Raw genomic sequence first — 23,002 nt, 5'->3', positions numbered from 1 at the left:
AAAGCAGAAAGAGAAGATGGCAAAGCATTTCCAAAAAGAGGTCGACAGGCGCAGGACCTTCGGCATAATAAGCCACCCGGACGCCGGTAAGACCACGCTCACTGAAAAGCTCCTCCTTTACGGCGGGGCCATTCAGCTCGCGGGCGCGGTCAAGGCAAGGAAGGCCTCACGCCACGCCACGAGCGACTGGATGGCGATTGAGAAGGAGAGGGGCATCTCCGTTACCACCTCGGTGATGAAGTTCAATTACCGTGATTTTGAGGTGAACCTTCTCGACACCCCAGGCCACCAGGACTTCTCGGAGGATACCTACAGGGTCTTGACTGCCGTAGACAGCGCCCTCATGGTCATAGACTCCGCAAAGGGCGTTGAGCCGCAGACCGAGAAGCTCATGGGCGTATGCCGCATGAGGAACACCCCTGTCATCACCTTCATCAACAAGCTCGACCGCGAGGGCATGGACCCGCTCGATATACTCTCCCAGATCGAGGATAAGCTTCAAATTGAATGTACCCCTCTTTCATGGCCCATTGGCTCTGGCAAGGCCTTCAAGGGGGTCTATAACCTCTACAAGAAGGAGCTGCACCTGTTTACCCCTGGACAGGAGAAGAGGGACGCCGACGGCATCGTCATAACCGACATCGCCGACCCCAGGCTCGATGAACTGGTGGGAAAACAGGCCGCGGAACTGAGGCACGATATAGAGCTCCTGCATGGCGCGGCAAACCCGTTCGACATCGGGGATTACCTGAAGGGCAGCCAGTCGCCGGTATTCTTCGGGAGCGCCATCAACAACTTTGGCGTTAAGGAACTCCTCGACGCCTTTGTAGAGCTTGCCCCATCCCCCGGCCCCAGGGCCGCCGTCGAAAGGATAGTGTCGCCGTATGAAGAGCCCTTTACCGGCTTCGCCTTCAAGATACAGGCGAACATGGACCCGGCGCACAGGGACAGGATCGCCTTCATAAGGATATGCTCGGGCAGGTTCACACGCGGCATGAGGGTCATGCACCACAGGATAGGCAAAGAGCTGATACTATCGAACGCCACCATATTCATGGCGCAGGACAGGACGAACGTCGAAGAGGCCTTCTCAGGAGACATCATCGGCATACACAACCACGGCACGATAAAGATAGGCGATACATTCACCGAAAAAGAGCCCTTGAAGTTCACCGGCATACCGAGCTTCGCCCCGGAGCACTTCAGGCGCGTTATACTCAAGAACCCGCTCAAGGTAAAGCAATTGCAGAAGGGGCTTGAGCAGCTGACCGAAGAGGGCGCTGTCCAGGTCTTCAGGCCCCTTATGGGGAACGACTACATACTCGGGGCCGTTGGGGCGCTTCAGTTCGACGTGACGATAGCGAGGCTCAGGGACGAGTACGGTGTAGAGGCCGCATATGAAGGTGTAGAGGCGCAGAGGGCGCGCTGGATAGACGGGGAGAGAAAGAAGATAGAAGAGTTCGAGAAGAAAAACGTCATGCGCCTTGCGAGGGATACCGAGGGGAACCTTACCTACCTCGCGCCGAGCGAGTGGCAGCTCAACTACACGATAGAGCAGTGGCCGGATATCGTCTTCAACAGGACCAAAGAGCACAGTCTATAATATAAAGACCTGATGCCGCGGCTATACCGGCTGTCGCGGTATTTTTATTTTATATCCTCTCCCCATGGGTGACAGGAGTAAGGTGAGGAGGTAATACCTCCCTCATACAAAGCGTTTTCTGTTGCCTGAAGCGGTACAAAGGGTTAAAATCCTAAATAAACTAATAAGTTATGGACGGAAAGGAAAAAGCGGCGTCAATGGCTAAGGAAGCGGTATACGTTATCGGACACAAGAACCCTGATTCTGATTCTGTCTGCTCTGCCATAGGCCTTGCGGAGCTTAAGAGCGCCCTCGGCGAGGGGGCGTTCGTCCCGGCCCGCGCCGGTGACCTGAACCCGCAGACCGAGTTCATACTCAAGTACAATAACGTCGAGCCTCCAAGGTATATCTCGGACGTGCATCCCAGGGCAAAGGACATCATGTCAACCGGGGTCGTCACAGTTACAGAGCAGACCCCATTCCACAAGGTCCTTGAGCTTATGAGGGAGGAGCAGGTCAGGTTCATGCCGGTGCTCGACGGGGACGGCAGGCCCAAGGGCGTACTCACCCTCATGGAGCTTGCCAAGAGGTATCTTGAGGCCGAGCACTCGATAGAGGTCACTACCTCGCTTGGAAATATCATCGCAACCCTTGGCGCGAGGGTCAAAAACGACACCCTCGGCTCTAAAGAGATAACACTCACAGTCTACATCGGCGCGATGTCAGAGGAGGCCTTCCTTTACATACTCGGTCAGGAGGACCCCGGCAAGTGCGCCCTGATAGTCGGCGACAGGGCTGATATACAGAAGAGGGCCGTTGAGAAGGGCGTCGGCCTTCTCATCATATCAGGCGGCTTCGACGTTGATGAATGCGTTGTGAAGGCGGCGAAAGAGCGCGGCGTAAGCATAATAGTATCTCCTTTCGACTCGGCCACGACCTCGATCCTCGTGAGGGTCAGCACCCCGGCTTACATGGTATGCGAGAGGAGCTTTGAGACTGTATCTCCGGATGACCTGGTCGAGAGCTTAAAGTCAAAGGCCGCCGCCGCGGCCGGGCTGATAGTCCTCGACGGGAACGGGGTCATGCAGGGCGTCATAACAAAGTCCGACATATTGAAGCCCGCCGGCACGAACCTGGTCCTCGTCGACCATAACGAGATTTCGCAGGCCGTGGACGGGGCGGAGAAGGTAAATATAGTCGAGGTCGTCGACCACCACAGGATAGGCAATTTCAACTGCACGCTGCCCATATCCTTCATCTGCGAGCCTGTCGGCTCTACCTCGACGCTCGTATCCGAGCTCTACAGGAGGAAGGACGCCCCCATAAAGAAGGAGGTAGCCGGTATCCTCCTCGGAGGGGTCCTTTCTGACACCGTGATACTGAGGTCGCCCACGACCACGGAGCGCGACAGGGAAATAGTCAAATGGCTTGAGGAGAGGGCGGGCCTTGACCATAACACATACGGGGCAGAAATCTTCGGCTCGACGGCGAGCATAAGCAAGAGGGGGCCGGAGGCGGTCGTCGGGAGCGACTTCAAGGTATTCGAGGCCAAGGGCAAGAAGTTCGGCATCGGCCAGGTCGAGACTATCGGCTTCGACGAGTTCCATTCAGAGGCGCAAAAGCTCATGGACGAGCTCGTCAAGGCCCGGGATAAAAAGGAGTTGAAGCTCTCCGCTCTGCTCGTTACGGATATCACCCTTGGCACATCGCTTCTTCTGGCCACCGGCGAAAAGGAGGTCATCTGCAAGCTCGATTACCCGAGGCTCAAGGAGAGCGTATTTGAGCTTAAAAATGTGATCTCAAGGAAAAAGCAGCTCCTGCCGCATGTTCTGAGCGTTTTTAACGAGGTCTATTAAGAGGCTGCTGAAAAAACAAGTCCATTGAGCGCCCCTTTCTATGGGCGCTCAATATCTCATACCTTCTCTTTATGACATCCTTCAAGCATTTGACTTCTTTGGTTTTTCCCTTTTACCTCAGTTAAAGAAAAATCCAGAATACCTTTGCGGTTAAGCCAGACTGTGGTATACTCCATCTGTCGTTTGAACCCTTTGACGGTTTCTTCTTTCTCCTGACCAATTCCAGTTCCCGTACCTTATCCGCCTGTGAGCCAATCAGATCTTACAATCCGCCAGAGGATAATAGAGGCTTTGAAGGGCAATATGCTTACCGCCAGGGATATATCAAAGGCGGTAGGCATAAGCGAGAAGGATGTCATCTATCACCTGCCTCATATCTCAAGGTCAACCCCCAGGGGAGGGCATGGGGGCCCTTTGTTTGTCGTTGATCCTTCAAAATGCATGGAATGCGGCTTTGTCTTCAGAAAACGGGATAGGCTCAAGACCCCCTCCAGGTGCCCTGTCTGCAGGTCTGAAGGGATAAGCGAGACCAGGTTCGGCATCATTGATGATGGCCTTTAACAGACAAGAGGTTTGAGATGAAGAAGTGCCTTGTTTTGACGGTTGCGGCGGTAACGCTCTTTTTCCTCAACGGTGCCAGCGCCGCCGATGAAATATCTAAAATCGAATTCTCCGCCGGGAAGAGGGTCGATAACCTTGACTGGAACATATCCGGCGTGTCTCCGTATGGGAACGTCGTCAACGTCCTCTCAGAGCTTACGTGGACGGACCTTGAAAGCTACCAGGCCATGGCAAAGGCGAGGATATACCTCGACCGCGTATATATAAGGAGTTACGCCGGGTATGCCTTCATCACAAGCGGAGAGAACCAGGACTCTGACTACAGGGGAGACAACAGGACACTTGAGTACTCGCGGTCCAACAATAAAACGGACGATGGCTCGCTCTGGGACTTCTCCGCCGGTATGGGGTACCTCTTCAGGTTTGCCACACCGGCCGGGGCCCTGGATATAATACCGGTAGCGGGCCTCTCTTATCATAAGCAGAACCTCACCCTGACGGACGGCTTTCAGACCATCTCGCCCACAGGGGACGTCGGGCCGTTCAGCGGCCTCGACAGCACCTACGAGGCCCGCTGGGCAGGGCCGTGGGCCGGGGTAGACCTATCTTACTCCTACAGGAAGCTGTCGCTTTTGGGCTCTTTCGAGTACCACCTCGCCTACTACAGGGCTGAGGCCGACTGGAACCTGAGGACTGATTTCGCCCACCCGGTAAGCTTTGAGCACTGGGCAACAGGCACGGGGGTTGTCATTTCGCTCGGGGCCGAGTATGCTATGGAGAGGAACTGGTCGCTCGCCGGCAGGTTCGACCTCCAGGACTGGTCAGCTTCCGATGGCACGGACAGGACCTATTTCTCGGACGGCACCGCCTCCGATACGCCGCTTAACGACGTGAACTGGGATTCGAAAGCCATAATGTTAGGGGTCAACTACAAGTTTTAGCAGGCTGAACATGATTTTGAGTTTTGAAGCAACATGTAATAACAAAGGATATAAGGTATGGCGGTCAGGCTTCTTCTTGCTTTTTGCCTCCTTGCGCTTATGCCGGTCCCGGCCCATTGCCTGGATGCGTTCCTTGACCAGGAGTCGATGGAATGCCTGGGCTGCCACAATGAGATATCCGTAAGGGGGGCGCTCCTCTGCCATGAGGCTGACTGCGACCATCCTATAGGCGTTGACTACGCCCTGGCCTCAAGTGGGAACCCAGCCCTTGTAAGCATACCCTTCCTTGACCCGTCGATAAGGCTTCCGGAAGGGAAGATCGGCTGCGGTACCTGCCATACCCAATATAAGGCCGGTGAGCACGAGGCGGACTCCATGACAAGGGATGGCTCCCAGCCTGATCCGCTCCTTATAATTGACAATACCGCCAGCAGGCTCTGCATGGCCTGCCACATAAAATAGAAGGCAATGGACGGACTTAAGGGGGGCAGCCCAGGCAAAAAGCCCTTGACACCCAGGGAGAGTTGTATTATAAATCTGTACGATAATTTAATATCGGTAATCTTATCGAGAGTGGCAGAGGGACTGGCCCTGTGAAGCCACAGCAACCGGTTCCGCCTTTGGCGGAGCGCCAGGTGCTAATTCCAGCAAGGTTTTTTAGCCTTGGAAGATAAGAAAGGGTTTTAAGCGGAGCCTCTTCTTATCATAAGAAGGGGTTTTTTTTTGTTCGGTTCTTGGGCTTTGTGCCGGAGGATAAAAGGAGGAGAGGTTAAATGAGTTACATGAAGGCGTTGAAATGCAGGGAGTGCGGAAAGGAATACCCGAAAGAGGCGCTCCATGTTTGCGAGCTGTGTTTCGGCCCTCTTGAGGTCGTATACGAGTACGAGAAGATAAAGGGCGTCCTCACCAGGGAGAAGATAGAGAAAAGGGCGCCGAACATGTGGAGATACAAGGAGCTCCTTCCGATAGAGGGCGAGCCAACGGTAGGCGCCCAGGTCGGGTTCACCCCGCTGATAAAGGCAGATAACCTCGCGAAGGCCATCGGCGTGAAAGAGGTCTACGTAAAAAACGACGCGGTCAACTACCCGACGCTTTCGTTCAAGGACAGGGTCGTATCTGTGGCGATATCGAGGGCCAGGGAGATGGGCTTCAAGATAGCGGCGTGCGCCTCTACAGGCAACCTCGCCAACTCCGTGGCGGCCAACGCCGCGGCCTGCGGCATGGAGAGTTTTGTATTCATCCCGTACGACCTTGAGCAGACAAAGATACTCGGCACGCTCGTCTACGGCGCAAACGTCGTCGCCATAAAGGGCACATACGACGAAGTGAACAGGCTCTGCAGCGAGATAGCCGGGAAATACGGCTGGGCCTTCGTGAACATCAACATCAGGCCCTATTACGCCGAAGGCTCCAAGACCTTCGGCTACGAGATAGCGGAGCAGCTCGGATGGACGCTCCCGAAGCACATAGTCGTGCCTATGGCCGGAGGCTCTCTCATAACCAAGATACACAAGGCCTTCAAGGAGCTTCACACACTGGGCTTTGTGCCGGAGAACACGACCAGGTTCTACGGCGCCCAGGCCGCCGGGTGCTCCCCGATAGTGAACGCCGTCAAGGAGGGGAGCGAGCTCATACGCCCGGTGAGGCCCAATACGATAGCCAAGTCTTTAGCAATCGGCAACCCGGCCGACGGATACTACTCGGCGAAGGTCATGAGGGACTCGGGCGGCTGGGGCGAGTGCGTTACGGATGAGGAGATAATAGAGGCGATGAAGCTCCTGGCCGAAACAGAGGGGATATTCGCCGAGACCGCCGGAGGCGTTACCCTCGGGACGACAAAGAAGCTCATCGAGGCCGGCAGGATACCAAAGGACGAATCAATAGTCATCTGCATAACCGGCAACGGGCTTAAAACCCAGGAGGCTCTCCACGGGAAGATAGGCCAGCCTACCGTCATCAACGCAAGGCTGCAGGAGTTCGACGACCTGGTCAAGGCCAACGGGAAAGAGTACGCGGTAAAGGGTTGAGGATTTTTTCGCTTCTATTTCTCAAGTTTTTTCTGGTATGATTGAGCATTGGGACGGTTCAGCCGTCCTTTTGTGCCAAATACCTAAGTTTTCCAGGGGAAAGGAACCTTGCAGGATATGACCGACCATTTCATCGAAGATAAGTCAAACAAAGTGACTGTCTCCATCGAAGGCCCAGCGCAGAAGATGGATTTCAACGACCTCAAGTCCGGCGGTTTCATAAAGCAGAAGCAGAAGGACCTTTTTACCGTAAGGCTCAGGTGCCCTGGCGGCAAGCTTACCACCGATAAGCTCGTTGAGATATCGAAGCTGGCGCAAAAATACAGCAAAAAGGGGGTCGTCCACCTCTCTTACCGCCAGTCGCTCGAGATACTGTACGTCGATTACAAGGACTTCAACGCCCTTGTGGCCGACCTTGAGAAGGTCGGGCAGAAGGTCGCCTCCTGCGGCCCGAGAGTGAGGGTCCCGACCGCTTGCGGCGGCTGCGAGTACAACCCGAACGGGCTCACAGACACGCAGGGGCTCGCGCAGATGGTCGACGAGAAGTTCTTCGGCACCCCTACGCCGCACAAGTTCAAGACCTGCTTTTCCGGCTGCCCCATAGACTGCTCCAGGACCAAGGAGATGGACCTGGGCTTTCAGGGCGTAGTCGACCCGGTCTGGGTGGAGGCGGACTGCACCGGCTGCACACTTTGCGCCCCGGCCTGCAAAGAGGGCGCTATAGAGTCCGACCCTGATACAGGCAAGCCAATATTCGACCCGATGAAGTGCATCTACTGCGGCGACTGCATTAGGGCATGCCCGACAGAGGCATGGAAGGCCGGGAAATACGGCCATACCGTGAGGGTCGGCGGCAAGCATGGCAGGCACCCCATGGAGGCCAAGGAGGTATGCAAGTTCCTCCCGGATGAAAAGGTCGCCGACGCCGTAAGGATGACGGTTGAATGGTACAACGCCAACGGCAAGAGGGGCGAAAGGATAGGGACAGCTATAGAGAGGGTGGGCCTGGAGAACTATCTCAAGTTCATGGAGCCCGTATTCCAGAATAACCAGTCGGCCGCTGCCGCGCAAGGGTGAGAAGATGTCCGATACCGATATCAAGACGCAAGCCACACTCGATTTAAGGGGGGTGCTATGCCCCATCAACTTCGTCAAGACCAAGCTCAAGCTCGAGACCATGAGCCCTGGCGAGGTGCTTGAGGTGATACTCGATTCCGGAGACCCCATACAGAACGTGCCAAAGTCCATAAAGGACGAGGGGCACAAGATCGTCGAGGTCAAGCGTGAAGGCGACAGCTTCAGGCTGAAGGTTCAGAGGGGCTCTTAATAAGGTCAAGGCTACGCCCAATTTTCGAAATCAGGAGGACAGAAGATGGCTGTAAAGGTGAGGATTCCGACCCCGCTCCGCAAGCTCACGAACGGCTCTGACGAGGTTACCGCCTCAGGCGCGAATGTCGCCGAGATAATAGAAGACCTCGAGAGGAACTACCCGGGGCTCAAGGAGAGGATCTGCGAGGACAATGGCAAGCTCCGCAGGTTCGTGAACATATACCTCAATGACGAGGATATAAGGTTCAAGGAAAATATGGAGACCGCGCTCAGGGAAAACGACGAGCTCTCCATAATCCCAGCCATCGCCGGAGGCGTATCTTGAAGAAAAGGGTCTATCTCACCTACCCGAAAGAGCAGGTAAAGGAGCCGCTTCTTTACTACGTCGGCAAGAACTTCAACGTCATGACCAATATCAGGCAGGCGAGCGTGTCTGACAAGATAGGTCTTGTTGCCCTCGAGCTTGAAGGTGAGCCGGAGGAGATAGAGAAGGCGATACAGTTCTTCATCGAAAAGGGCGTCAAGGTAGAGCCCATCGAGCTGGGTATCATCGAGTAGCCGGAGAGTTTTTCCTGGGATAGACTGCCCCGGCTCTTTTGGGGTAGTTTTTTTCGGAAACACTTGATTTGCAAAGGGAACCCCGCCGTACAGGATGGGGTTCCCTTTTTTTTACCTGCCCTTGCTATCTTGGCCAAAATATCTTGACAGAGTTAGTAAGGTATTATAAGCTTGAGAAGCTTACTAAGGTATTCCATTGCCGTTTTTCCATTGCTGTTTCAGCGGTTTTGAGTTGTAAAGTTCACCCCCCGTGGGGAGGTAATGGGTTATGAGAGGACAAAGGCTGCTTGAGGCTGCCCCGCAGAAGGCATTCTCCGCTATAAAGGGCTCGGTTCTGGACCTTGTTGGCAATACACCGCTTGTAAAGATAAACAACATCACAAAAAACCTGCCTCCTGAGGTAGAGGTCTATGTCAAGTTGGAGGGCTACAACCCGGGAGGGTCGGTAAAGGACAGGGCCGCCCTCAGTATGATACTCGACGCAGAGACGAGCGGCAGGCTCACGAAGGAGAAGGTCATACTTGACTCGACCTCCGGCAATACCGGCATAGCCTATGCCTGGATAGGGGCCGTGAAGGGCTACCAGGTAGAGCTCGTGGTCCCTGCCAACGTAAGCGAGGAGAGGAAGAAGATACTCCACGCCTTTGGCGCGAAGGTCGTCTACTCAAACCCTCTCGAGGGCTCTGACGGGGCGATAAGGCTCGCCTGGAAGCTATACGTCGACAACCCGGAGAAGTACTGCAAGCTCGACCAGTACAACAACCCGTCAAACCCTCTCGCGCACTTCAACGGCACCGGAGTTGAGATAATAGAGCAGACCGAGGGCAGGATAACGCATTTCGTCGCCTCTATCGGCACCGGCGGCACCATCATGGGCACTGGCAGGAGGCTCAAGGAATTCAATAAGGATATACGCGTAGTAGCCGTAGAGCCGGCTGCCGCCTTCCACGGCCTCGAGGGCTTGAAGCACATGGCCTCGTCCATCGTCCCTGGCATCTACCACGAGGACGAGCTTGATGAGAAGGCCCCGGCCCCCACGGAAGAGTCCTATACCATGGTAAAGAGGCTTGCCAGGGAGGAGGGCCTACTGGTAGGCCAGTCCTCTGGCGCGGCCATGTGGGGGGCGCTTGAGGTCGCAAGGAAGCTCAAGAAAGGCCTTATAGTCGTGATCTTCCCTGACGGCGGGGACAAGTACCTCTCCACCCGCCTGTGGGAGTTATAACAGCCGGCCGAAAGGCGGCCCGTCTTAATTAAAGAAGGAGCGATATTTCCGTGATATCCTTTCTCGGCCTCGGCAAAAGCGTAATACAGATATCGAAGTCGGTATATGACGAGATAATAAACCACGCGAAGGAGGCGTACCCCAACGAGTGCTGCGGGGTGCTTGTAGGCACGACCTACCACGCGCCAAAGGTCTTCGAGTCGCACAGGGCGACCAACGCCAACAACGACAGGGCCCATGACAGGTATATGATAGACCCGAAGGAGCTTAATCTTATTGACAAGATAGCCAGGACGCAGGGGATGGACGTCATGGGCTTCTATCACTCGCACCCCGACCACCCCGACAAGCCCTCGGCCACCGACAGGGAATGGGCGCAGCCCGGGTACTCTTACATCATAATCTCTGTGGCAGGCGGCAAGGACGTATCCGCGAGGAGCTGGGGCATCGAGGACGAGAACGCTTCCTTCAAGGAAGAGAAGATAAAGATCATCTGACGGTTCAAAAACGATAGGATTTGATATCCAGTATCTACCTCTGCCCCTGCAAGGGGCTTTTTTTGCATTACGGACGGGAGGGTTTTAAGGAAAATGGACTTCACAGAAGAGCAGATCGAACGGTATTCAAGGCACATAATATTGCCCGAAGTGGGCGGCAAGGGGCAGGCAAAGCTTCTTAAGAGCAAGGTCTTTGTCCTGGGCGCAGGCGGCCTCGGCTCTCCGTCGCTAATGTACCTCGCCGCGGCAGGTGTCGGGACGATAGGCATAGCTGACGGCGACTGCGTGGACTTAAGCAACCTCCAGCGCCAGATAATCCACAATAACGACAGGGTCGGCATGCCGAAGGTCCATTCGGCCATGGAGACCATAAATAAATTGAACCCGGACGTAAATGTCGTGCCGTTCCACGGGCGGCTGAACGTCGAGAATATCAGGGACATAATCAGGGACTATGACGTGGTTCTCGACGGGAGCGACAACTTCCCGACGAGGTTCCTCATGAACGACGCCGCGTATTTCGAGCAAAAGCCGCTCGTCTCGGGGTCGATGTTCAGGTTCGACGGCCAGGTATCGGTCTTTAACCCCAGGAGGGGCTTCCCGTGCTACAGGTGCCTGTACCCTGAGCCTCCCCCAAAGGGGCTGGTGCCTAGCTGCCAGGAGGCTGGCGTCCTTGGGGCGCTTGCAGGCGTCATAGGGGTACTGCAGGCTGTAGAGACGGTCAAGCTCCTTTTGGGCATAGGCGACACCCTTGAAGGCCATCTCATGATATTCGACGCCCTCAAGATGACCTTCAGGAAGGTGAAGGTCAGGAAGGACCCTGAGTGCGGCCTTTGCGGAGACAAGGCCACCATACGCGAGCTTGTGGCATATGAGGAACAGGCCTGCGAATTGAGGACAGCCGCTACTTGCGAGAAGTGATAATAGAATAGGATATAGATGGGCAGATACCTGGACAACCCGGCCTCGCTCAAGATAGACCTGATGCTCCGCGGGATAAGGATGGACGACCCCGTGGTAAAGGCGTGGGCGTGCGGATGTTCCGGGATAGACATACTCCTTCCGCAGAACACCCTTGTCAATATCCCGTGCAGGGAAGAGTTCACCAAGGGTTCTCCTTATACCTTGAAAAGAAGGGGAGAGACCTACACCATAACCGACGGCAATGGAGAGGTGGCTGTCGAGCTTGTGCCACGGCCCGCCTTCTACGGCAGGAAGACCTCTACGGGAGTGCCTTTCTCAGAGATAGCTACAGTCCACGGCAGCTACACGGTCGTGACCCCCTCGAAAAGATGCGACTTCTTCAACAGGAGCATAGAGTGCAAGTACTGCGCCGGCAACTTTAACGTCTCTGGCGGCGCAGGGCGCGACTATACGGTAGAGGAGGTCATAGAGACCGTCGAGGCGGTCCTGAAGGAAGGGGCCTCGAAGACAATCTACCTGTCCATCGGCTTTAGCCCCGGGGACGACGGCGGCATAGAGTTCCTGAGGCCATACATAAGCGCGATAAAGAAGACATTCAACTGTCTTGTGGCGGTAGAGGCCCTTCCGCCCAGGGAGAACCGCTGGATAGACGAGACGTACGCCATTGGGGCTGATTCGCTCCTTTTCAATATCGAGATATTCGACAAGGAGCTCTTTGAGATAATATGCCCCGGCAGGGCGGCGCTCATCGGCAGAAAAAGATATATCGAGGCGCTGGGCTACGCCGCGAAGATCTTCCCGAACGGCACCGTAGCATCCCACCTCATAGTGGGCCTTGAGCCGCCGGGGTCGACGTGCATGGGGATAGACTTTCTGACCGATATCGGGGTAGTGCCGATACTCCCCATATACAGGCCCTCATCGGAGAAGGACTTGAGCATCTCTCCGCTTACCACCGAGATAATACTCCCGGTCTACAAGCACCTGTACAAGGCCGTGAAGAAAAAGAAGGTGAACCTCAACTGGGTGCGGGACCTGAGCATGGTGACGACCCCGGCTGAGATACGGGGCCTGGTGGATGAATCAAAGGGCGGCATAATCGAGAGCTTCTATAAATCGAAGATCGGCATGAGGACAGCGTGGGGACTCTCGTCCCTGAGAAGGAAGCTCAGGGTCGTTGACAAGGACCCTGACCCGACAAAGCACTGAAAGTTTCCGGAGCCGTTTTGTGAGCATAGAGATAGATACCCGGCCCATCTGGCTGATACTGGCGCTTAAGGCGGTAAGGCCTCTTTTCTTTTTCATACTCGCTCTTTTATTCCTTTATTTCATAACCATGCCGGCGCCGGCAGGCCTCGCTCCCGAGGGGCAGAAGGCCATAGCCGTATTCCTTCTCTGCCTCGTCCTCTGGGTCACAAACGTGGTGCCGCTGGCCATAACGAGCCTTTTCGCCATCGTCCTTGTGCCTGTGCTCGGGATACTCCCTCATAAGGAGACCTACGGCCTTTTCGGCAATGAGGCGGTATTCTTCATCCTCGGCGCGTTCATACTCGCCGGCGCTGTAATGCACTCCGGCCTCTCGAACAGGATAGCGCTTAACATAATGAAGAGGTACGGCCATTCGCCGAAAAAGCTCCTTGTGAGCATATTCCTCCTGGCGGCTATACTGTCGTTTTTCATGTCCGAGCACGCCGTGGCCGCGATGCTCTTTCCCATCGTGCTCGAGATATCAAAGGCGCTTGGGCTCAAGCCAGGGCAGTCCAATTACGGCAAGCTCCTCTTCTTTTCTCTGGCGTGGGGGTGCGTCATCGGCGGGGTGGCCACCTTCCTTGGGGGCGCGAGGGTGCCTCTCGCGATAGGCATACTCAAGGAGACGACCGGGGATACCATAGGGTTTCTCGACTACACCATAGCTGTCCTGCCGCTGGTTGTCATCATGCTCTTTGTCGGGTTTTTCCTCCTTACGAGGATCTATCCGGTAGACATAACAGGGGTCGAGAACGCCCGCCAGGTCATCATTAAAAGGCTCAAGGGTCTTGGAAAGATAAGTTTTTCCGAATACGCCGTTGGCGGCGTGCTGGCCGTTACGATCGCGGCCTGGATGTTCCTCGGCGCCAGGATGGGACTGGCGACGATCGCCCTCAGCTCGGTAGTGGCCCTCTTTGTCTTTAAGCTCGTAAGATGGAAAGATATAGAGGAATACGTCAATTGGGGTATAATACTCATGTACGGCGGGGCCATAATACTGGGGACCGCGCTCGACCGGAGCGGGGCCGCCCAGTGGCTCGTAAAAGGGGCGGTCGGGGCGTGGGCAGTGAGCCCGTGGACGATCTTCGCGGTATTTTCGTTACTCGCGATTATGATGACAGAGGCGATGAGCAACGCGGCCGTCATAGCGGTGCTGCTGCCGGTGAGCATCGGGCTGGCCCAGAGCCTGTCGATCGAGCCGTCGGTCGTCACCTTCGCGGTAGCCGTTCCGGCTGGATTGGCCTTCATGTTCCCTATGTCGACCCCGGCAAACGCCATAGCCGTATCGTCCAACTACGTTACGGTACGGGACATGATAAAGGGCGGCGTTATAATGACCGTGGTGGCGTGGATAACCTTCAACCTTGTGGCGGCGTACTGGTGGCCTCTTATAGGCATGGGGTATTGACATGAAAAAGGTGCTCCTGGTACTCTCCGGACATGCCAAGGCCCAAGAGGCCGTCACTTTCGCCGTTAAGAAGGCGAAGGACTGTAACGGCGCGCTCATCGCCCTCTACCTCCTCGAGACAGGCGCCGCAAGTGACGTCTTCGATACCTTCACCGATATAGGCTTCATCGGGGACAAGCCCTCTGCCCAGGTATCCGAGGCGATAATGAAAGAGTACAGGCAGAGGGGATACGAGGAGCTCGGCAAGGTGCAGATAAAGGCGATGGAGGAAGGGGTAGCCTTCGAGCCCCTCCTTGAGCGAGGGGAGCCGGTTGAGAAGGTGCTCTCCATAATAGAGAAGATGGAAATAACCACGGCGGTGCTTGTAAAGAGGAAGAGAAGGGCGTTCTTCAAATACTTCTCCAGGAGCTTCGCGGACGATATAGCCGAGAAGGCCTCCTGCGAAGTTGTCGTCTTTACCGACACCCAGGAACCTATAAAGGAGGAAAAGGGAGATGTCAAAGGCGTGGACAGAGGAAGAACTTAAAAAGATTAGCGATGGTCTTGAGGGCAAGGCCCCGGAAGAGGCGATAAGGTGGGCTGTAGAGAACTTCGCGACCGGCGAGCTTTCGCTTGCTTGCAGCTTCGGCGCGGAGGACGTGGCCCTGATGGATATGCTGACGAAGATAAAGCCCGACGCGAGGGTCTTCTACCTCGATACCGATCTTCTCTTCAAGGAATCACATGAGGTGAAGGAGAAGCTCATGCAGAGGTACGGGGTGACGCTTGAGAAATACGGCGCGAAGACCACACTGGAAGAGATGGCCGCGGAGTTCGGCCCCGAGCTCTGGAAGAAGGAGCCGGACAAGTGCTGCAACATAAGGAAGATGGTCCCCTTGGCCGAGGCCCTCTCAGGGCTCAAGTGCTGGATAACCGGCATCAGGCGCGATCAGGCCCCCACGAGGGCAAACGCGCCTGTAGTAAGCTGGGACGCAAAGTTCGGCCTCGTCAAGATCAACCCGCTCGTCAGATGGACCTCGCAGGATGTATGGGAGTATATCAGGAAGAACAACGTCCCATACTGCTCGCTCCATGACAAGAACTACCCCTCTATCGGATGCGAGCCCTGCACGCGTCCTGTCATGCCCGGAGATGACCCGAGGGCAGGCAGGTGGGCCGGCTTTCAGAAGACCGAATGCGGTCTGCATAAGTAAGGAAAAGATTCTTACGAATAATATGAGGAGGTAGCAGCAAGTGGAAGGACTCATAAGGCCGCATGGCGGGGTGCTGGTGAACAGGGCCCTTGAAGGAAAGGAACGGGAAGAGACGGCGAAGAGGGCAAAGGAGCTTAAGAAGCTTACCCTCAACGACCGCGAGATATCCGATATCGAGATGATATCCATAGGCGCCTTCAGCCCGATCGAGGGCTTCATGTGCAAGGACGACTATCACGCGGTGATGGACACCATGCACCTTAAAAACGGGCTTCCGTGGACGATGCCCATAACCCTTTCTGCCACGGGCGAGGAGGCCAAGGCGCTCAAGGTCGGGATGGAAGTGGCCCTTGCCAACGGAGAGGGCGAGATACTCGCCACCATGCGCATAGACGAGATATTCGCCCATGACAAGGAGAAGGAGGCAATCCAGGTCTACGGCACCGCTGAGGACAAGCACCCCGGCGTAAAGAAGGTGTACGAGATGGGCGACATGCTGCTCGGCGGGAAGATATCGCTCGTAAAGAGGCCCGAGCATACCGAGTTCATCGAAGAGAGGCTCGACCCCAGGGACACAAGGGCCCTTTTCAACGAGAAGGGCTGGAAGAGGGTGGTCGGTTTCCAGACCAGGAACCCGATACACAGGGCGCACGAGTACATACAGAAGAGCGCCCTTGAGATAGTCGACGGCATACTCATACACCCGCTCGTCGGCGAGACCAAGGGGGACGATATCCCGGCCTCGGTCAGGATGAGGTGCTACAAGGCCCTGATAGAGAACTACTATCCGAAGGACAGGGTCGCGCTCGTCGTGAACCCGGCGGCCATGAGGTACGCGGGTCCCAAGGAAGCGGTCTTCCACGCCCTCATAAGGAAGAATTACGGCTGCACCCACTTCATAATAGGCAGGGACCACGCCGGAGTGGGCAACTACTACGGCACCTTTGACGCGCATTACATCTTTGAGAACTTCGACCCGCAGGCCATCGGCATAACTCCGCTCTTCTTCGACCACACCTTCTACTGCAAGAAGTGCGGCGGCATGGCCTCGTACAAGACCTGCCCGCACGATTCCTCCGAGCATGTCGTCCTCTCGGGGACAAAGGTGAGGGAGATGCTCCGTACAGGCGTATACCCTCCGCCTGAGTTCAGCAGGCCTGAGGTCGCCAGGATACTCATAGAGGCTATGCAGGGCCAGCCACAGTAACGAGCAGATGACGGGCCGCCCTTTCGGGGCGGCCCGTCATCTTTTTGCATGCCAGGTCCATCCGTACAGTATTATCAAAAGCCAAGGGGAGACTGAACTTGTATGTTAAAGGTCAGGGAGGAATTTCTAAGGGGAGCTGACGCGTTAGCCGGAAGGCTTACCGAGCTTAGCGACTGTTTTTACAGGAACCCTGAGCTGGGGCTAAAGGAGGAGAAGACTTCGTCCGCGATGCGGGCCCTGCTCAAGGAGGCGGGCTTTGTTGTTGAAGCAGGTATTGCCGGTATGCCGACGGCATTCAGGGCGACCCTTGGCGCCGGAAGGCCCGCTGTGGCCATTCTCGCAGAGATGGACGCGCTCCCCGGAATAGGCCACGCCTGCGGCCATAATATAGCGGGGACCGCTTCCATCGGCGCTGGCGCGGCCCTTGCCATGGCGCTTTCCGGCCCTTTAAAGCCGGGGCAGGGCACGCTCATGGTGCTCGGCACGCCAGCTGAGGAGCTTGGCAAGGGAAAGATAGAGATGATAAAGGCCGGCGTCTTTGACGATATCGACGCCGCGATGATGGTGCACGGATCGTCAAAGAGAAAGGTCGTGAAGCACTTCCTCGGCCTCGTGAGGCTCAACTTTACCTTCCACGGCAGGTCAAGCCATGCCTCTGCCTATCCAGAAGAGGGGATAAACGCCCTTGACGCCGTAATACTGCTCTTTAACTCAGTAGGGTTACTGCGTCAGCAGCTAAGAGGCGATGTCAGAGTGCACGGCATAATAACGGACGGCGGCAAGGCCCCGAACATAATCCCGGAGAGGGCCTCGGCGAGCTTTTACGTAAGGGCGAAGGACTTAACCGAGCTTGCTTCAGTAAGGGAGCGTGTCATAAACTGCGCCAGGGGCGCGGCATCGGCCACGGGCTGCACCCTTGAGGCGGTTGAGGCCGGGGACCTCAATGCCCCGATGAAGATAAACATGGCCTTCGCGGATGTCTACAGGCGCTCTCTTAAAGAGCTTGGATTGGCGGAAGCCACTGAGGCCGCTGAGAAGAACGTCGGCTCATCCGATATAGGCAACGTCTCTCAGGTCATACCCACCATCCATCCGCATGTGCCCATAAGGGACGGCATAAACATCCACACCCACGAGTTCGCTGACGCAACCATCACCCCGGACGGCCACAGGGCGCTCATCGAAGGCGTAAAGGCCTTGGGGCTCACGGCCATCGAGCTGCTCTTTAACCCGGAAGCGATGGAGGCCGTAAAAAAGGATTTTAAGACGGGGGACTAGACTCATCGTCCTTAAGCCCCATCCTGCCTGTGTGTGAAGTCAGCCGCTGTATTTATTGCTTCGGTAATTAGACTTGAAGATGTATTTGTGGTATAACTTGTGGGTATTTACCCCCGGGCGGCTCTTTAAGGCCGTATAAGATTCTGGAGGATTTTATGACTGGAAAGACCTGGGGCCCTGGACTGGCGTCCAGAACCCTCCTTTCAATAGTTATCCTCTCTTTTCTATACTCTTTTTTCTTCCTCGCAAACATTCAAGCAGCAGAGAAGTCGATAACAATAAACGCGACCGGGTCCTCCGCTATCCAGGGGGGCAACGCAGCCATGGCCCGTGACAGCGCCATAGCCGAAGCCCTGAGGAACGCCGTAGAGCAGGCTGTAGGGACGATCATCTCTTCCGAGACGGTTGTCGAAAGTTATGAGGTCTTGAGGGACAGCGTCTATAGCAGGACCCAGGGCTATGTCGTCAATTACGCGGTTACAGGCGAAGCCCGTTCCGGTGATACCTACCAGGTTACAGTCAGGGCCAATGTCGCAACCGGGGACATCGAAGGCGATCTCGACGCCATGGGGCTTCTCCAGAGAAAGGCCGAACGCCCCAGGGTGCTCTTCATGATAGCCGAAAAGAGCATGGAAAGCAGTTCATACTCATCCTGGTGGCAGTCGCGTGAAGCGATAGATATGCCCGATTCGGAGGCCGCCCTCAAGGAGATATTCATCGCCAGAGGGTTTAGCGTCGTTGATACAACCGCGAGCGCTGAAAAAAAAGATATAGCCGAAGGCTACGGCGCAGCCGATGTTTCAAGCCTGTTTGCAAGGGAGACAGGCAAGGGCCTTCAAGCCGAAGTAGTGGTATTCGGCAAGGCCTCTGTAAGGCAGGGGGCAAGCGCTGGCGGCACCGTTGGCACTTATCTCGCCGACATAACGGCAGAGGCTGTGAGGGTCGATGACGGAAGCGTCATCGCGTCGGCGAAGGGGTACGGCACATCAAGGCATATCTCTGAGCGAACAGGTGCCGCCGAAGCCCTTTCGAAGGCATCCGCGGAGCTGGCTAAAGGCCTTATCTCCCAGATAACCTCAAAATGGTCCGGGCCAGCAACGGTCAGGATAACACTTAAGGGCGCGGATTACGATGATGTAGTCGAGTTCAAAAGGCTCCTTAAGTCGAGGGTAAGGGGCATAGCGGCCCTTTACCAGAGGAGCTTCGTGGAAGGGGTTGCCGCATTTGAGGTAGAATCCAGGGTCGCCGCCCAGGCGATAGCCGACGAGATATCGAGGCTTGAGGGCTTCAGGGTGACCGGCGCTACCCAGAATACCATCGAGGTGGAGGCCGGCAACTGAGGTATATTCACATCCCGAAGGGTCTTTTATTAATCGCGCTCATCTTTTTGCTGGCGTCATGCGCCGCTCATTTGCCGAAGTATCCGCCGGACCTGTCGAACCCGGTATACACGGTAGCGGTGCTTCCGTTCTACAACGCCACGAACGACGTCGGCGGGCCGAAGGAGATAAGGGAGCAATTCCAGAAGAGGATAGAGCACAGGCATTACAGGGTGATGCCTTTAAAAGAGGTAGACGAGCTGCTCTTGAACCAGATGGGCATAACCCTTGGCTCTCAGCTTGAGATGACTAACCCGGCACAGCTTGGCGAGGTACTTGGGGTAGACGGCGTGATATACGGCTACGTATTGAACTTCGACGACATCACGACGGGCTTTTATAACGTCAAGAAGGTCAGGGCCGGATTCAAGCTGGTAGACACCAGGACCGGGGCTGTCATCTGGTCCAGGGGCCTGGGCGTCAAAAGTGTCATCGCAGGGACAAAGGCCGGGGTCGGCGTAACGGTGCTTAAAGAGGCGATGGATGACGGCCTTGAGGCCTTCAGCGCCATACAGGGGCTCGATGAAATAGAGGGGCTGAGGGACTGGCGGGTAATCAGGGCGGGGGCGACAAAAAAAGCTGAGGACGCCGCCGCGATATCTCTTGGCGAGAAGCTCCTGACCAAGGCCCTTGGCGTCCACCTCTGGCTTGAGACAGAGAGCATGATGAACTGGGTAATGGCGAGGCTGCCATCAGGGCCGGGAAGGCCTATGCAGCGTGATGATAGGGACCAAAGGAGGTAGAGATGACGGGAAAGACGATAAAGAGCATCATGTTGTTGTTTGTGTTAACCATCGGTGGCCTTGCCGCAGGCTGCGGCATAAAGACCACAGGGGCTGTAAAGGACGACGTGACACTGACCAAGCAGACCAGGGAGCTTGAGGCTGAAGGCGCCCTGTACAGGGGGCCTGAGTACAATATCGCCATACTCGAGTTCGAGAACAAGACGCCGAGCAGGACCATAGGCGTCGGCGAGGCCGCCACCGACATACTGAGGACGATAGTCAAGAACTCGGGGCTTGAGCCGATAGTCGTCACGAAAGAGGAGTTCAAGCAGCAGGAGAGGCTGATTGAGCTTCAGCAGACCGGGGCAGTGAAAAAGGGATTGAAGGACGCGGGAGCCGGGTATGAGTCGCTCGACTTCAGGATATCAGGCTCAGTGACCTCCTATGCCGAGGTAGAAGAGTCGGTAGAGAGGATCATCACCCAGAAGAAAAAGCACATAGCGAGGGTGCAGGTAGACTACTCTCTCGTAGATGTCGCTACCGGCAAGAGCCTTGTAGCCGAATCCGGCATGGGTGAGTACGCGAAGACGACCGGAGGTATCCTCGGCCTTGGCTCAAAGGCAACGGCTGACCCGGGGCTAAGGGACGGAGCGCTCCGTGACGCGCTCACAAAGGCCATGACCAAGATGGTCGCCAAGCTGAACCAGCTGCCTTTCCAGGGGAAGGTCCTTGACGTAGACGGTTCGAGCGTTACCGTGAGGGCCGGGACCAGGAGCAGGCTCGACCCGGGCACCGTCTTCTCTGTCTACAGGCCGGGGGCCGACCTCGTTGACCCGGATACCGGCAGGGTGATCGGCAAGAGGGAGAAGCTCATCGGTGAGGTAACTCTTGCAGAGCACCAGGGCGAGATGATCTCCGAGGCCAAGGTCAGCTCTGGTACGGGCTTTAAGGCTGGGGACGTGATAAAGGTGAAAAAATAGGAGGCCCTGAGATGAGGAAGCTTTCAGCCCTTGCGCTCCTCCTCGTTGTATTTATCTTCTCCTGCTCGAAGACGCCAGTAAGGTGCACGGCGCCAGAGGACAACCCGGCCCACCATTATCTCACCGGCATGGAGCTGCTTGAGGCAGGCAAAACCGATGCCGCCGCCGAAAAGTTCAGCCGTTCCTCCTGGTGCGATGAGAAGTACTCGCCCGCGCACGCAGGAGCCGCCATTGCCATGGCGTTCAAGGCCAGGGACGTAAAGGATGATAAATACCGTAGCCAAGAGGTAAAAAAAGTATACGGAGAACTAAAGGCAGCGAAAAAAAATGCCGATACCCCTGAGGACGAGTTCGCGTGGAGGCTCGCTTCCATGAGGGTAGACAGCATACTTAAGGGCAATGGCTGGCTAAAGGACGTTGAGAAGAGCTACAGGGGAGCCCTGAAGCTCAAGGTCGATCCCGTTAAGCTCCCATACTATCAGGCAAGGGAGTCTGCCGATTACTTCATGGGGATCGCCTACATGGAGGCCAGGGAGTTCCAGCAGGCAAGGGAGCGCTTCGCTCAAGTCCTTAACTCAAGGCAGGAGGGCAGGTGGCACGGACCATCTGACGTGGCGTGGAAGAGGACAGATAAGGCCGTAAGGGCCCTTTCCGGCATAACGCTCGGTGACATCGGAAAGGGGATAGCCCTGAGGGATACGGTTACCAGGGCCGATATGGCCGCCCTTTTCGTAGACGAGATAAAGGTCGATAAGCTTTTCGCGGGACGCATCCCTGAAAAAGCGAAGGAGCCGCCGTTTGTCCCGGCTGACGTCCTTTCAAGCCCGTTCAGGGAAGAGGTCTCATCGATGGTCAAGTGGGGCGTCCGCGGCCTTGAGCCTGTCTATGACGAGAGCACTCGCGCGTATCTTTTCAGGCCCGAAGAGCCGGTAAAGAGAAAAGAGCTGGCATTGGCCCTCGAGGACATAGTGATAAAGCTTACGGGCAACGCAAAGATTGCCTCGGCGTTTTTAGGGCACAGGAACTCGCCATTCCCTGACGTTGAGACCTCTTCGCCCTGGTACAACGCCATTATGAGCGTGACCACAAGGAACCTGATGGAGACCGGGCTTTCAGGCGAATTCAGGCCGGATGAGCCTGTGGACGGGGCCGAGGCGATAATGGCGATAAGGGCGCTTCGCCATCAGTTGAATATCTATTAAGGACAATGTTTGGAAGTAGCCTGACGGAGGACTTGATGTGTAAGATATTTCTATTGCCCGTCTTCATGCTGGCCTTTGCCGTCGCGTCCTGGGCGGGCTTGACCGATATGCCGCAGGAGACGCTCGACCCAAAACAGGCCTTTATGGCAGGTGGGGTTATGGTAAAAGGCGAGGGTGCGGCCCCTGATAAGCCAATCTCACCCGCGCAAAAGAGGATGCTCGCCCTGAGGGCGGCAAAGATAACGGCGTTGAGGGAAGTGGCGGAGATACTTAACGGGGTCGCGGTCACCGGGGAGACGACGGTCAAGGATGCGGCCGCCTCATCGGACGTAGTGCGTACCTCTGTAGAGGGCGTAGTAACGGGGGCGCGGGTCGTAAAAGAGGTCTACGACCCCGCTGCCGCCATGGCGGCAGTTTACGTAACCGTTCCCTTGCAGGGCATAGCCGGATCTCTTATCCCGCTACTTTCAGGAGAGGTCGCCATGCCGCCCTTCCAGCCTGCTGGGGCGGCCTCTGCCATGGGCTATGATGGGCTGATAATCGACGCGCGGGAGCTGGAAATGAAGCCTGCGCTCATAAACAGGATAATCACAAAAGGCGGAGAGGCTATATATGACCCGTCAAAGGTGGCGCGGGAGGTTATCGCCTCAAGGGGCGCCGCGGGTTATACCAGCGGCATCGATGAGGCAATGTCCATCCTCGCTGCGAGGGGCTCAAAGAACCCTCTTGTCGTTAAGGCGAGCGGCGTTGTAAGGGGTACCGACGTCGAGCTTGCGCCGGAAGAGGCGGTGATGGTCTTCTCGGCGAACCAGACCGGCGGATTTTTCGAGGCCGCGAGGGTCGTCTTTGTGTTGAACTGAGACGTTGGAATAAGGCAATCGGGTC

At 56.1% G+C, this 23,002-nt stretch carries 24 protein-coding genes and 1 other annotated feature; all 24 genes read left to right on the top strand.

What is annotated here, in order from left to right:
- Positions 1-16: 16 nt before the first annotated feature.
- The 24 genes from A2V21_302320 (at position 17) to A2V21_302205 (ending at position 22,977) form a co-directional block, all read left to right on the top strand.
- Positions 17-1,603 carry a peptide chain release factor 3 gene (locus tag A2V21_302320; GenBank protein OIJ73198.1) on the top strand — a complete coding sequence of 529 codons (1,587 nt, stop codon included), beginning with the start codon at positions 17-19 and terminating at the stop codon, positions 1,601-1,603.
- Positions 1,604-1,800: 197 nt separating this feature from the next.
- On the top strand, positions 1,801-3,438 hold the full coding sequence (locus A2V21_302315; GenBank protein OIJ75015.1) for a hypothetical protein: 1,638 nt from the start codon (positions 1,801-1,803) through the stop codon (positions 3,436-3,438).
- 219 nt (positions 3,439-3,657) lie between these two features.
- Positions 3,658-3,999 (top strand): hypothetical protein, encoded by a 342-nt coding sequence (locus A2V21_302310; protein ID OIJ73197.1) that lies wholly within the window; start codon positions 3,658-3,660, stop codon positions 3,997-3,999.
- Between the two features lie 17 nt (positions 4,000-4,016).
- The gene (locus tag A2V21_302305; protein ID OIJ73196.1) at positions 4,017-4,940 is read left to right on the top strand and encodes a hypothetical protein; all 924 of its coding nucleotides are present in this window, start codon (positions 4,017-4,019) and stop codon (positions 4,938-4,940) included.
- A gap of 57 nt (positions 4,941-4,997) precedes the next feature.
- Positions 4,998-5,402 (top strand): hypothetical protein, encoded by a 405-nt coding sequence (locus A2V21_302300; protein OIJ73195.1) that lies wholly within the window; start codon positions 4,998-5,000, stop codon positions 5,400-5,402.
- A gap of 99 nt (positions 5,403-5,501) precedes the next feature.
- Positions 5,502-5,617, top strand: a binding site (SAM riboswitch class I).
- 96 nt (positions 5,618-5,713) lie between these two features.
- Positions 5,714-6,967 (top strand): threonine synthase, encoded by a 1,254-nt coding sequence (locus tag A2V21_302295; GenBank protein OIJ73194.1) that lies wholly within the window; start codon positions 5,714-5,716, stop codon positions 6,965-6,967.
- A 186-nt stretch (positions 6,968-7,153) separates the two neighbouring features.
- Positions 7,154-8,044: a sulfite reductase gene (locus A2V21_302290; protein OIJ75014.1), complete on the top strand. Its 891-nt coding sequence runs from the start codon at positions 7,154-7,156 to the stop codon at positions 8,042-8,044.
- 4 nt (positions 8,045-8,048) lie between these two features.
- The gene (locus tag A2V21_302285; GenBank protein OIJ73193.1) at positions 8,049-8,294 is read left to right on the top strand and encodes a tRNA methyltransferase; all 246 of its coding nucleotides are present in this window, start codon (positions 8,049-8,051) and stop codon (positions 8,292-8,294) included.
- Positions 8,295-8,339: 45 nt separating this feature from the next.
- Entirely contained in the window at positions 8,340-8,621 is a 282-nt protein-coding gene (locus tag A2V21_302280; protein OIJ73192.1) for a molybdopterin synthase sulfur carrier subunit, read from the top strand.
- Positions 8,618-8,854 carry a FeS-binding protein gene (locus A2V21_302275; protein ID OIJ73191.1) on the top strand — a complete coding sequence of 79 codons (237 nt, stop codon included), beginning with the start codon at positions 8,618-8,620 and terminating at the stop codon, positions 8,852-8,854. Before A2V21_302280 ends, A2V21_302275 begins: the two co-directional genes overlap by 4 nt.
- Positions 8,855-9,122: 268 nt before the next feature.
- A complete protein-coding gene (locus A2V21_302270; protein OIJ73190.1) occupies positions 9,123-10,076 on the top strand; it encodes a cysteine synthase in 954 nt (317 codons plus the stop codon).
- Between the two features lie 53 nt (positions 10,077-10,129).
- Positions 10,130-10,573 carry a hypothetical protein gene (locus tag A2V21_302265; protein OIJ75013.1) on the top strand — a complete coding sequence of 148 codons (444 nt, stop codon included), beginning with the start codon at positions 10,130-10,132 and terminating at the stop codon, positions 10,571-10,573.
- 93 nt (positions 10,574-10,666) lie between these two features.
- Positions 10,667-11,494 (top strand): adenylyltransferase, encoded by an 828-nt coding sequence (locus A2V21_302260; protein ID OIJ73189.1) that lies wholly within the window; start codon positions 10,667-10,669, stop codon positions 11,492-11,494.
- 18 nt (positions 11,495-11,512) lie between these two features.
- Positions 11,513-12,706, top strand: coding sequence for a hypothetical protein (locus A2V21_302255; GenBank protein OIJ73188.1), 1,194 nt, complete (start codon positions 11,513-11,515; stop codon positions 12,704-12,706).
- Positions 12,707-12,725: 19 nt separating this feature from the next.
- On the top strand, positions 12,726-14,153 hold the full coding sequence (locus A2V21_302250; protein ID OIJ73187.1) for an anion transporter: 1,428 nt from the start codon (positions 12,726-12,728) through the stop codon (positions 14,151-14,153).
- Between the two features lies 1 nt (position 14,154).
- On the top strand, positions 14,155-14,679 hold the full coding sequence (locus A2V21_302245) for a hypothetical protein (GenBank protein ID OIJ73186.1): 525 nt from the start codon (positions 14,155-14,157) through the stop codon (positions 14,677-14,679).
- Positions 14,648-15,346, top strand: coding sequence for a phosphoadenosine phosphosulfate reductase (locus tag A2V21_302240; protein ID OIJ73185.1), 699 nt, complete (start codon positions 14,648-14,650; stop codon positions 15,344-15,346). The genes A2V21_302245 and A2V21_302240 overlap by 32 nt, the downstream gene beginning before the upstream one ends.
- A 40-nt stretch (positions 15,347-15,386) precedes the next feature.
- Positions 15,387-16,553, top strand: coding sequence for a sulfate adenylyltransferase (locus tag A2V21_302235; GenBank protein ID OIJ73184.1), 1,167 nt, complete (start codon positions 15,387-15,389; stop codon positions 16,551-16,553).
- Between the two features lie 102 nt (positions 16,554-16,655).
- Positions 16,656-17,831 (top strand): hydrolase, encoded by a 1,176-nt coding sequence (locus A2V21_302230; protein OIJ73183.1) that lies wholly within the window; start codon positions 16,656-16,658, stop codon positions 17,829-17,831.
- A 155-nt stretch (positions 17,832-17,986) separates the two neighbouring features.
- Positions 17,987-19,171 carry a hypothetical protein gene (locus A2V21_302225; protein ID OIJ73182.1) on the top strand — a complete coding sequence of 395 codons (1,185 nt, stop codon included), beginning with the start codon at positions 17,987-17,989 and terminating at the stop codon, positions 19,169-19,171.
- Positions 19,172-19,218: 47 nt separating this feature from the next.
- Positions 19,219-19,953, top strand: coding sequence for a hypothetical protein (locus A2V21_302220; protein ID OIJ73181.1), 735 nt, complete (start codon positions 19,219-19,221; stop codon positions 19,951-19,953).
- Between the two features lie 2 nt (positions 19,954-19,955).
- On the top strand, positions 19,956-20,915 hold the full coding sequence (locus A2V21_302215) for a hypothetical protein (GenBank protein ID OIJ73180.1): 960 nt from the start codon (positions 19,956-19,958) through the stop codon (positions 20,913-20,915).
- Between the two features lie 11 nt (positions 20,916-20,926).
- On the top strand, positions 20,927-22,117 hold the full coding sequence (locus A2V21_302210; GenBank protein ID OIJ73179.1) for an S-layer protein: 1,191 nt from the start codon (positions 20,927-20,929) through the stop codon (positions 22,115-22,117).
- Between the two features lie 35 nt (positions 22,118-22,152).
- Complete coding sequence (locus A2V21_302205; GenBank protein ID OIJ73178.1) at positions 22,153-22,977, top strand: hypothetical protein; 825 nt, start codon at positions 22,153-22,155, stop codon at positions 22,975-22,977.
- The last annotated feature ends 25 nt before the right edge of the window (positions 22,978-23,002 follow it).

This window comes from Deltaproteobacteria bacterium GWC2_55_46 (assembly GCA_001595385.3).
Classification (GTDB): domain Bacteria; phylum Desulfobacterota; class GWC2-55-46; order GWC2-55-46; family GWC2-55-46; genus UBA5799.
The sequence above is the reverse complement of the archived record's forward strand: the minus strand, read 5'-3'. Positions and strand labels throughout refer to the sequence as shown.

Excerpts from the sequence above, each read along its gene's own strand:
- A2V21_302320 (OIJ73198.1), top strand. The coding sequence starts at position 17 with ATGGCAAAGCATTTCCAAAAAGAGGTCGACAGGCGCAGGACCTTCGGC.
- A2V21_302315 (OIJ75015.1), top strand. The coding sequence starts at position 1,801 with ATGGCTAAGGAAGCGGTATACGTTATCGGACACAAGAACCCTGATTCT.
- A2V21_302305 (OIJ73196.1), top strand. The coding sequence starts at position 4,017 with ATGAAGAAGTGCCTTGTTTTGACGGTTGCGGCGGTAACGCTCTTTTTC.
- A2V21_302300 (OIJ73195.1), top strand. The coding sequence starts at position 4,998 with ATGGCGGTCAGGCTTCTTCTTGCTTTTTGCCTCCTTGCGCTTATGCCG.
- A2V21_302295 (OIJ73194.1), top strand. The coding sequence starts at position 5,714 with ATGAGTTACATGAAGGCGTTGAAATGCAGGGAGTGCGGAAAGGAATAC.
- A2V21_302290 (OIJ75014.1), top strand. The coding sequence starts at position 7,154 with ATGGATTTCAACGACCTCAAGTCCGGCGGTTTCATAAAGCAGAAGCAG.
- A2V21_302285 (OIJ73193.1), top strand. The coding sequence starts at position 8,049 with ATGTCCGATACCGATATCAAGACGCAAGCCACACTCGATTTAAGGGGG.
- A2V21_302280 (OIJ73192.1), top strand. The coding sequence starts at position 8,340 with ATGGCTGTAAAGGTGAGGATTCCGACCCCGCTCCGCAAGCTCACGAAC.
- A2V21_302270 (OIJ73190.1), top strand. The coding sequence starts at position 9,123 with ATGAGAGGACAAAGGCTGCTTGAGGCTGCCCCGCAGAAGGCATTCTCC.
- A2V21_302260 (OIJ73189.1), top strand. The coding sequence starts at position 10,667 with ATGGACTTCACAGAAGAGCAGATCGAACGGTATTCAAGGCACATAATA.
- A2V21_302255 (OIJ73188.1), top strand. The coding sequence starts at position 11,513 with ATGGGCAGATACCTGGACAACCCGGCCTCGCTCAAGATAGACCTGATG.
- A2V21_302245 (OIJ73186.1), top strand. The coding sequence starts at position 14,155 with ATGAAAAAGGTGCTCCTGGTACTCTCCGGACATGCCAAGGCCCAAGAG.
- A2V21_302240 (OIJ73185.1), top strand. The coding sequence starts at position 14,648 with ATGTCAAAGGCGTGGACAGAGGAAGAACTTAAAAAGATTAGCGATGGT.
- A2V21_302230 (OIJ73183.1), top strand. The coding sequence starts at position 16,656 with ATGTTAAAGGTCAGGGAGGAATTTCTAAGGGGAGCTGACGCGTTAGCC.
- A2V21_302225 (OIJ73182.1), top strand. The coding sequence starts at position 17,987 with ATGACTGGAAAGACCTGGGGCCCTGGACTGGCGTCCAGAACCCTCCTT.
- A2V21_302215 (OIJ73180.1), top strand. The coding sequence starts at position 19,956 with ATGACGGGAAAGACGATAAAGAGCATCATGTTGTTGTTTGTGTTAACC.
- A2V21_302210 (OIJ73179.1), top strand. The coding sequence starts at position 20,927 with ATGAGGAAGCTTTCAGCCCTTGCGCTCCTCCTCGTTGTATTTATCTTC.
- A2V21_302205 (OIJ73178.1), top strand. The coding sequence starts at position 22,153 with ATGTGTAAGATATTTCTATTGCCCGTCTTCATGCTGGCCTTTGCCGTC.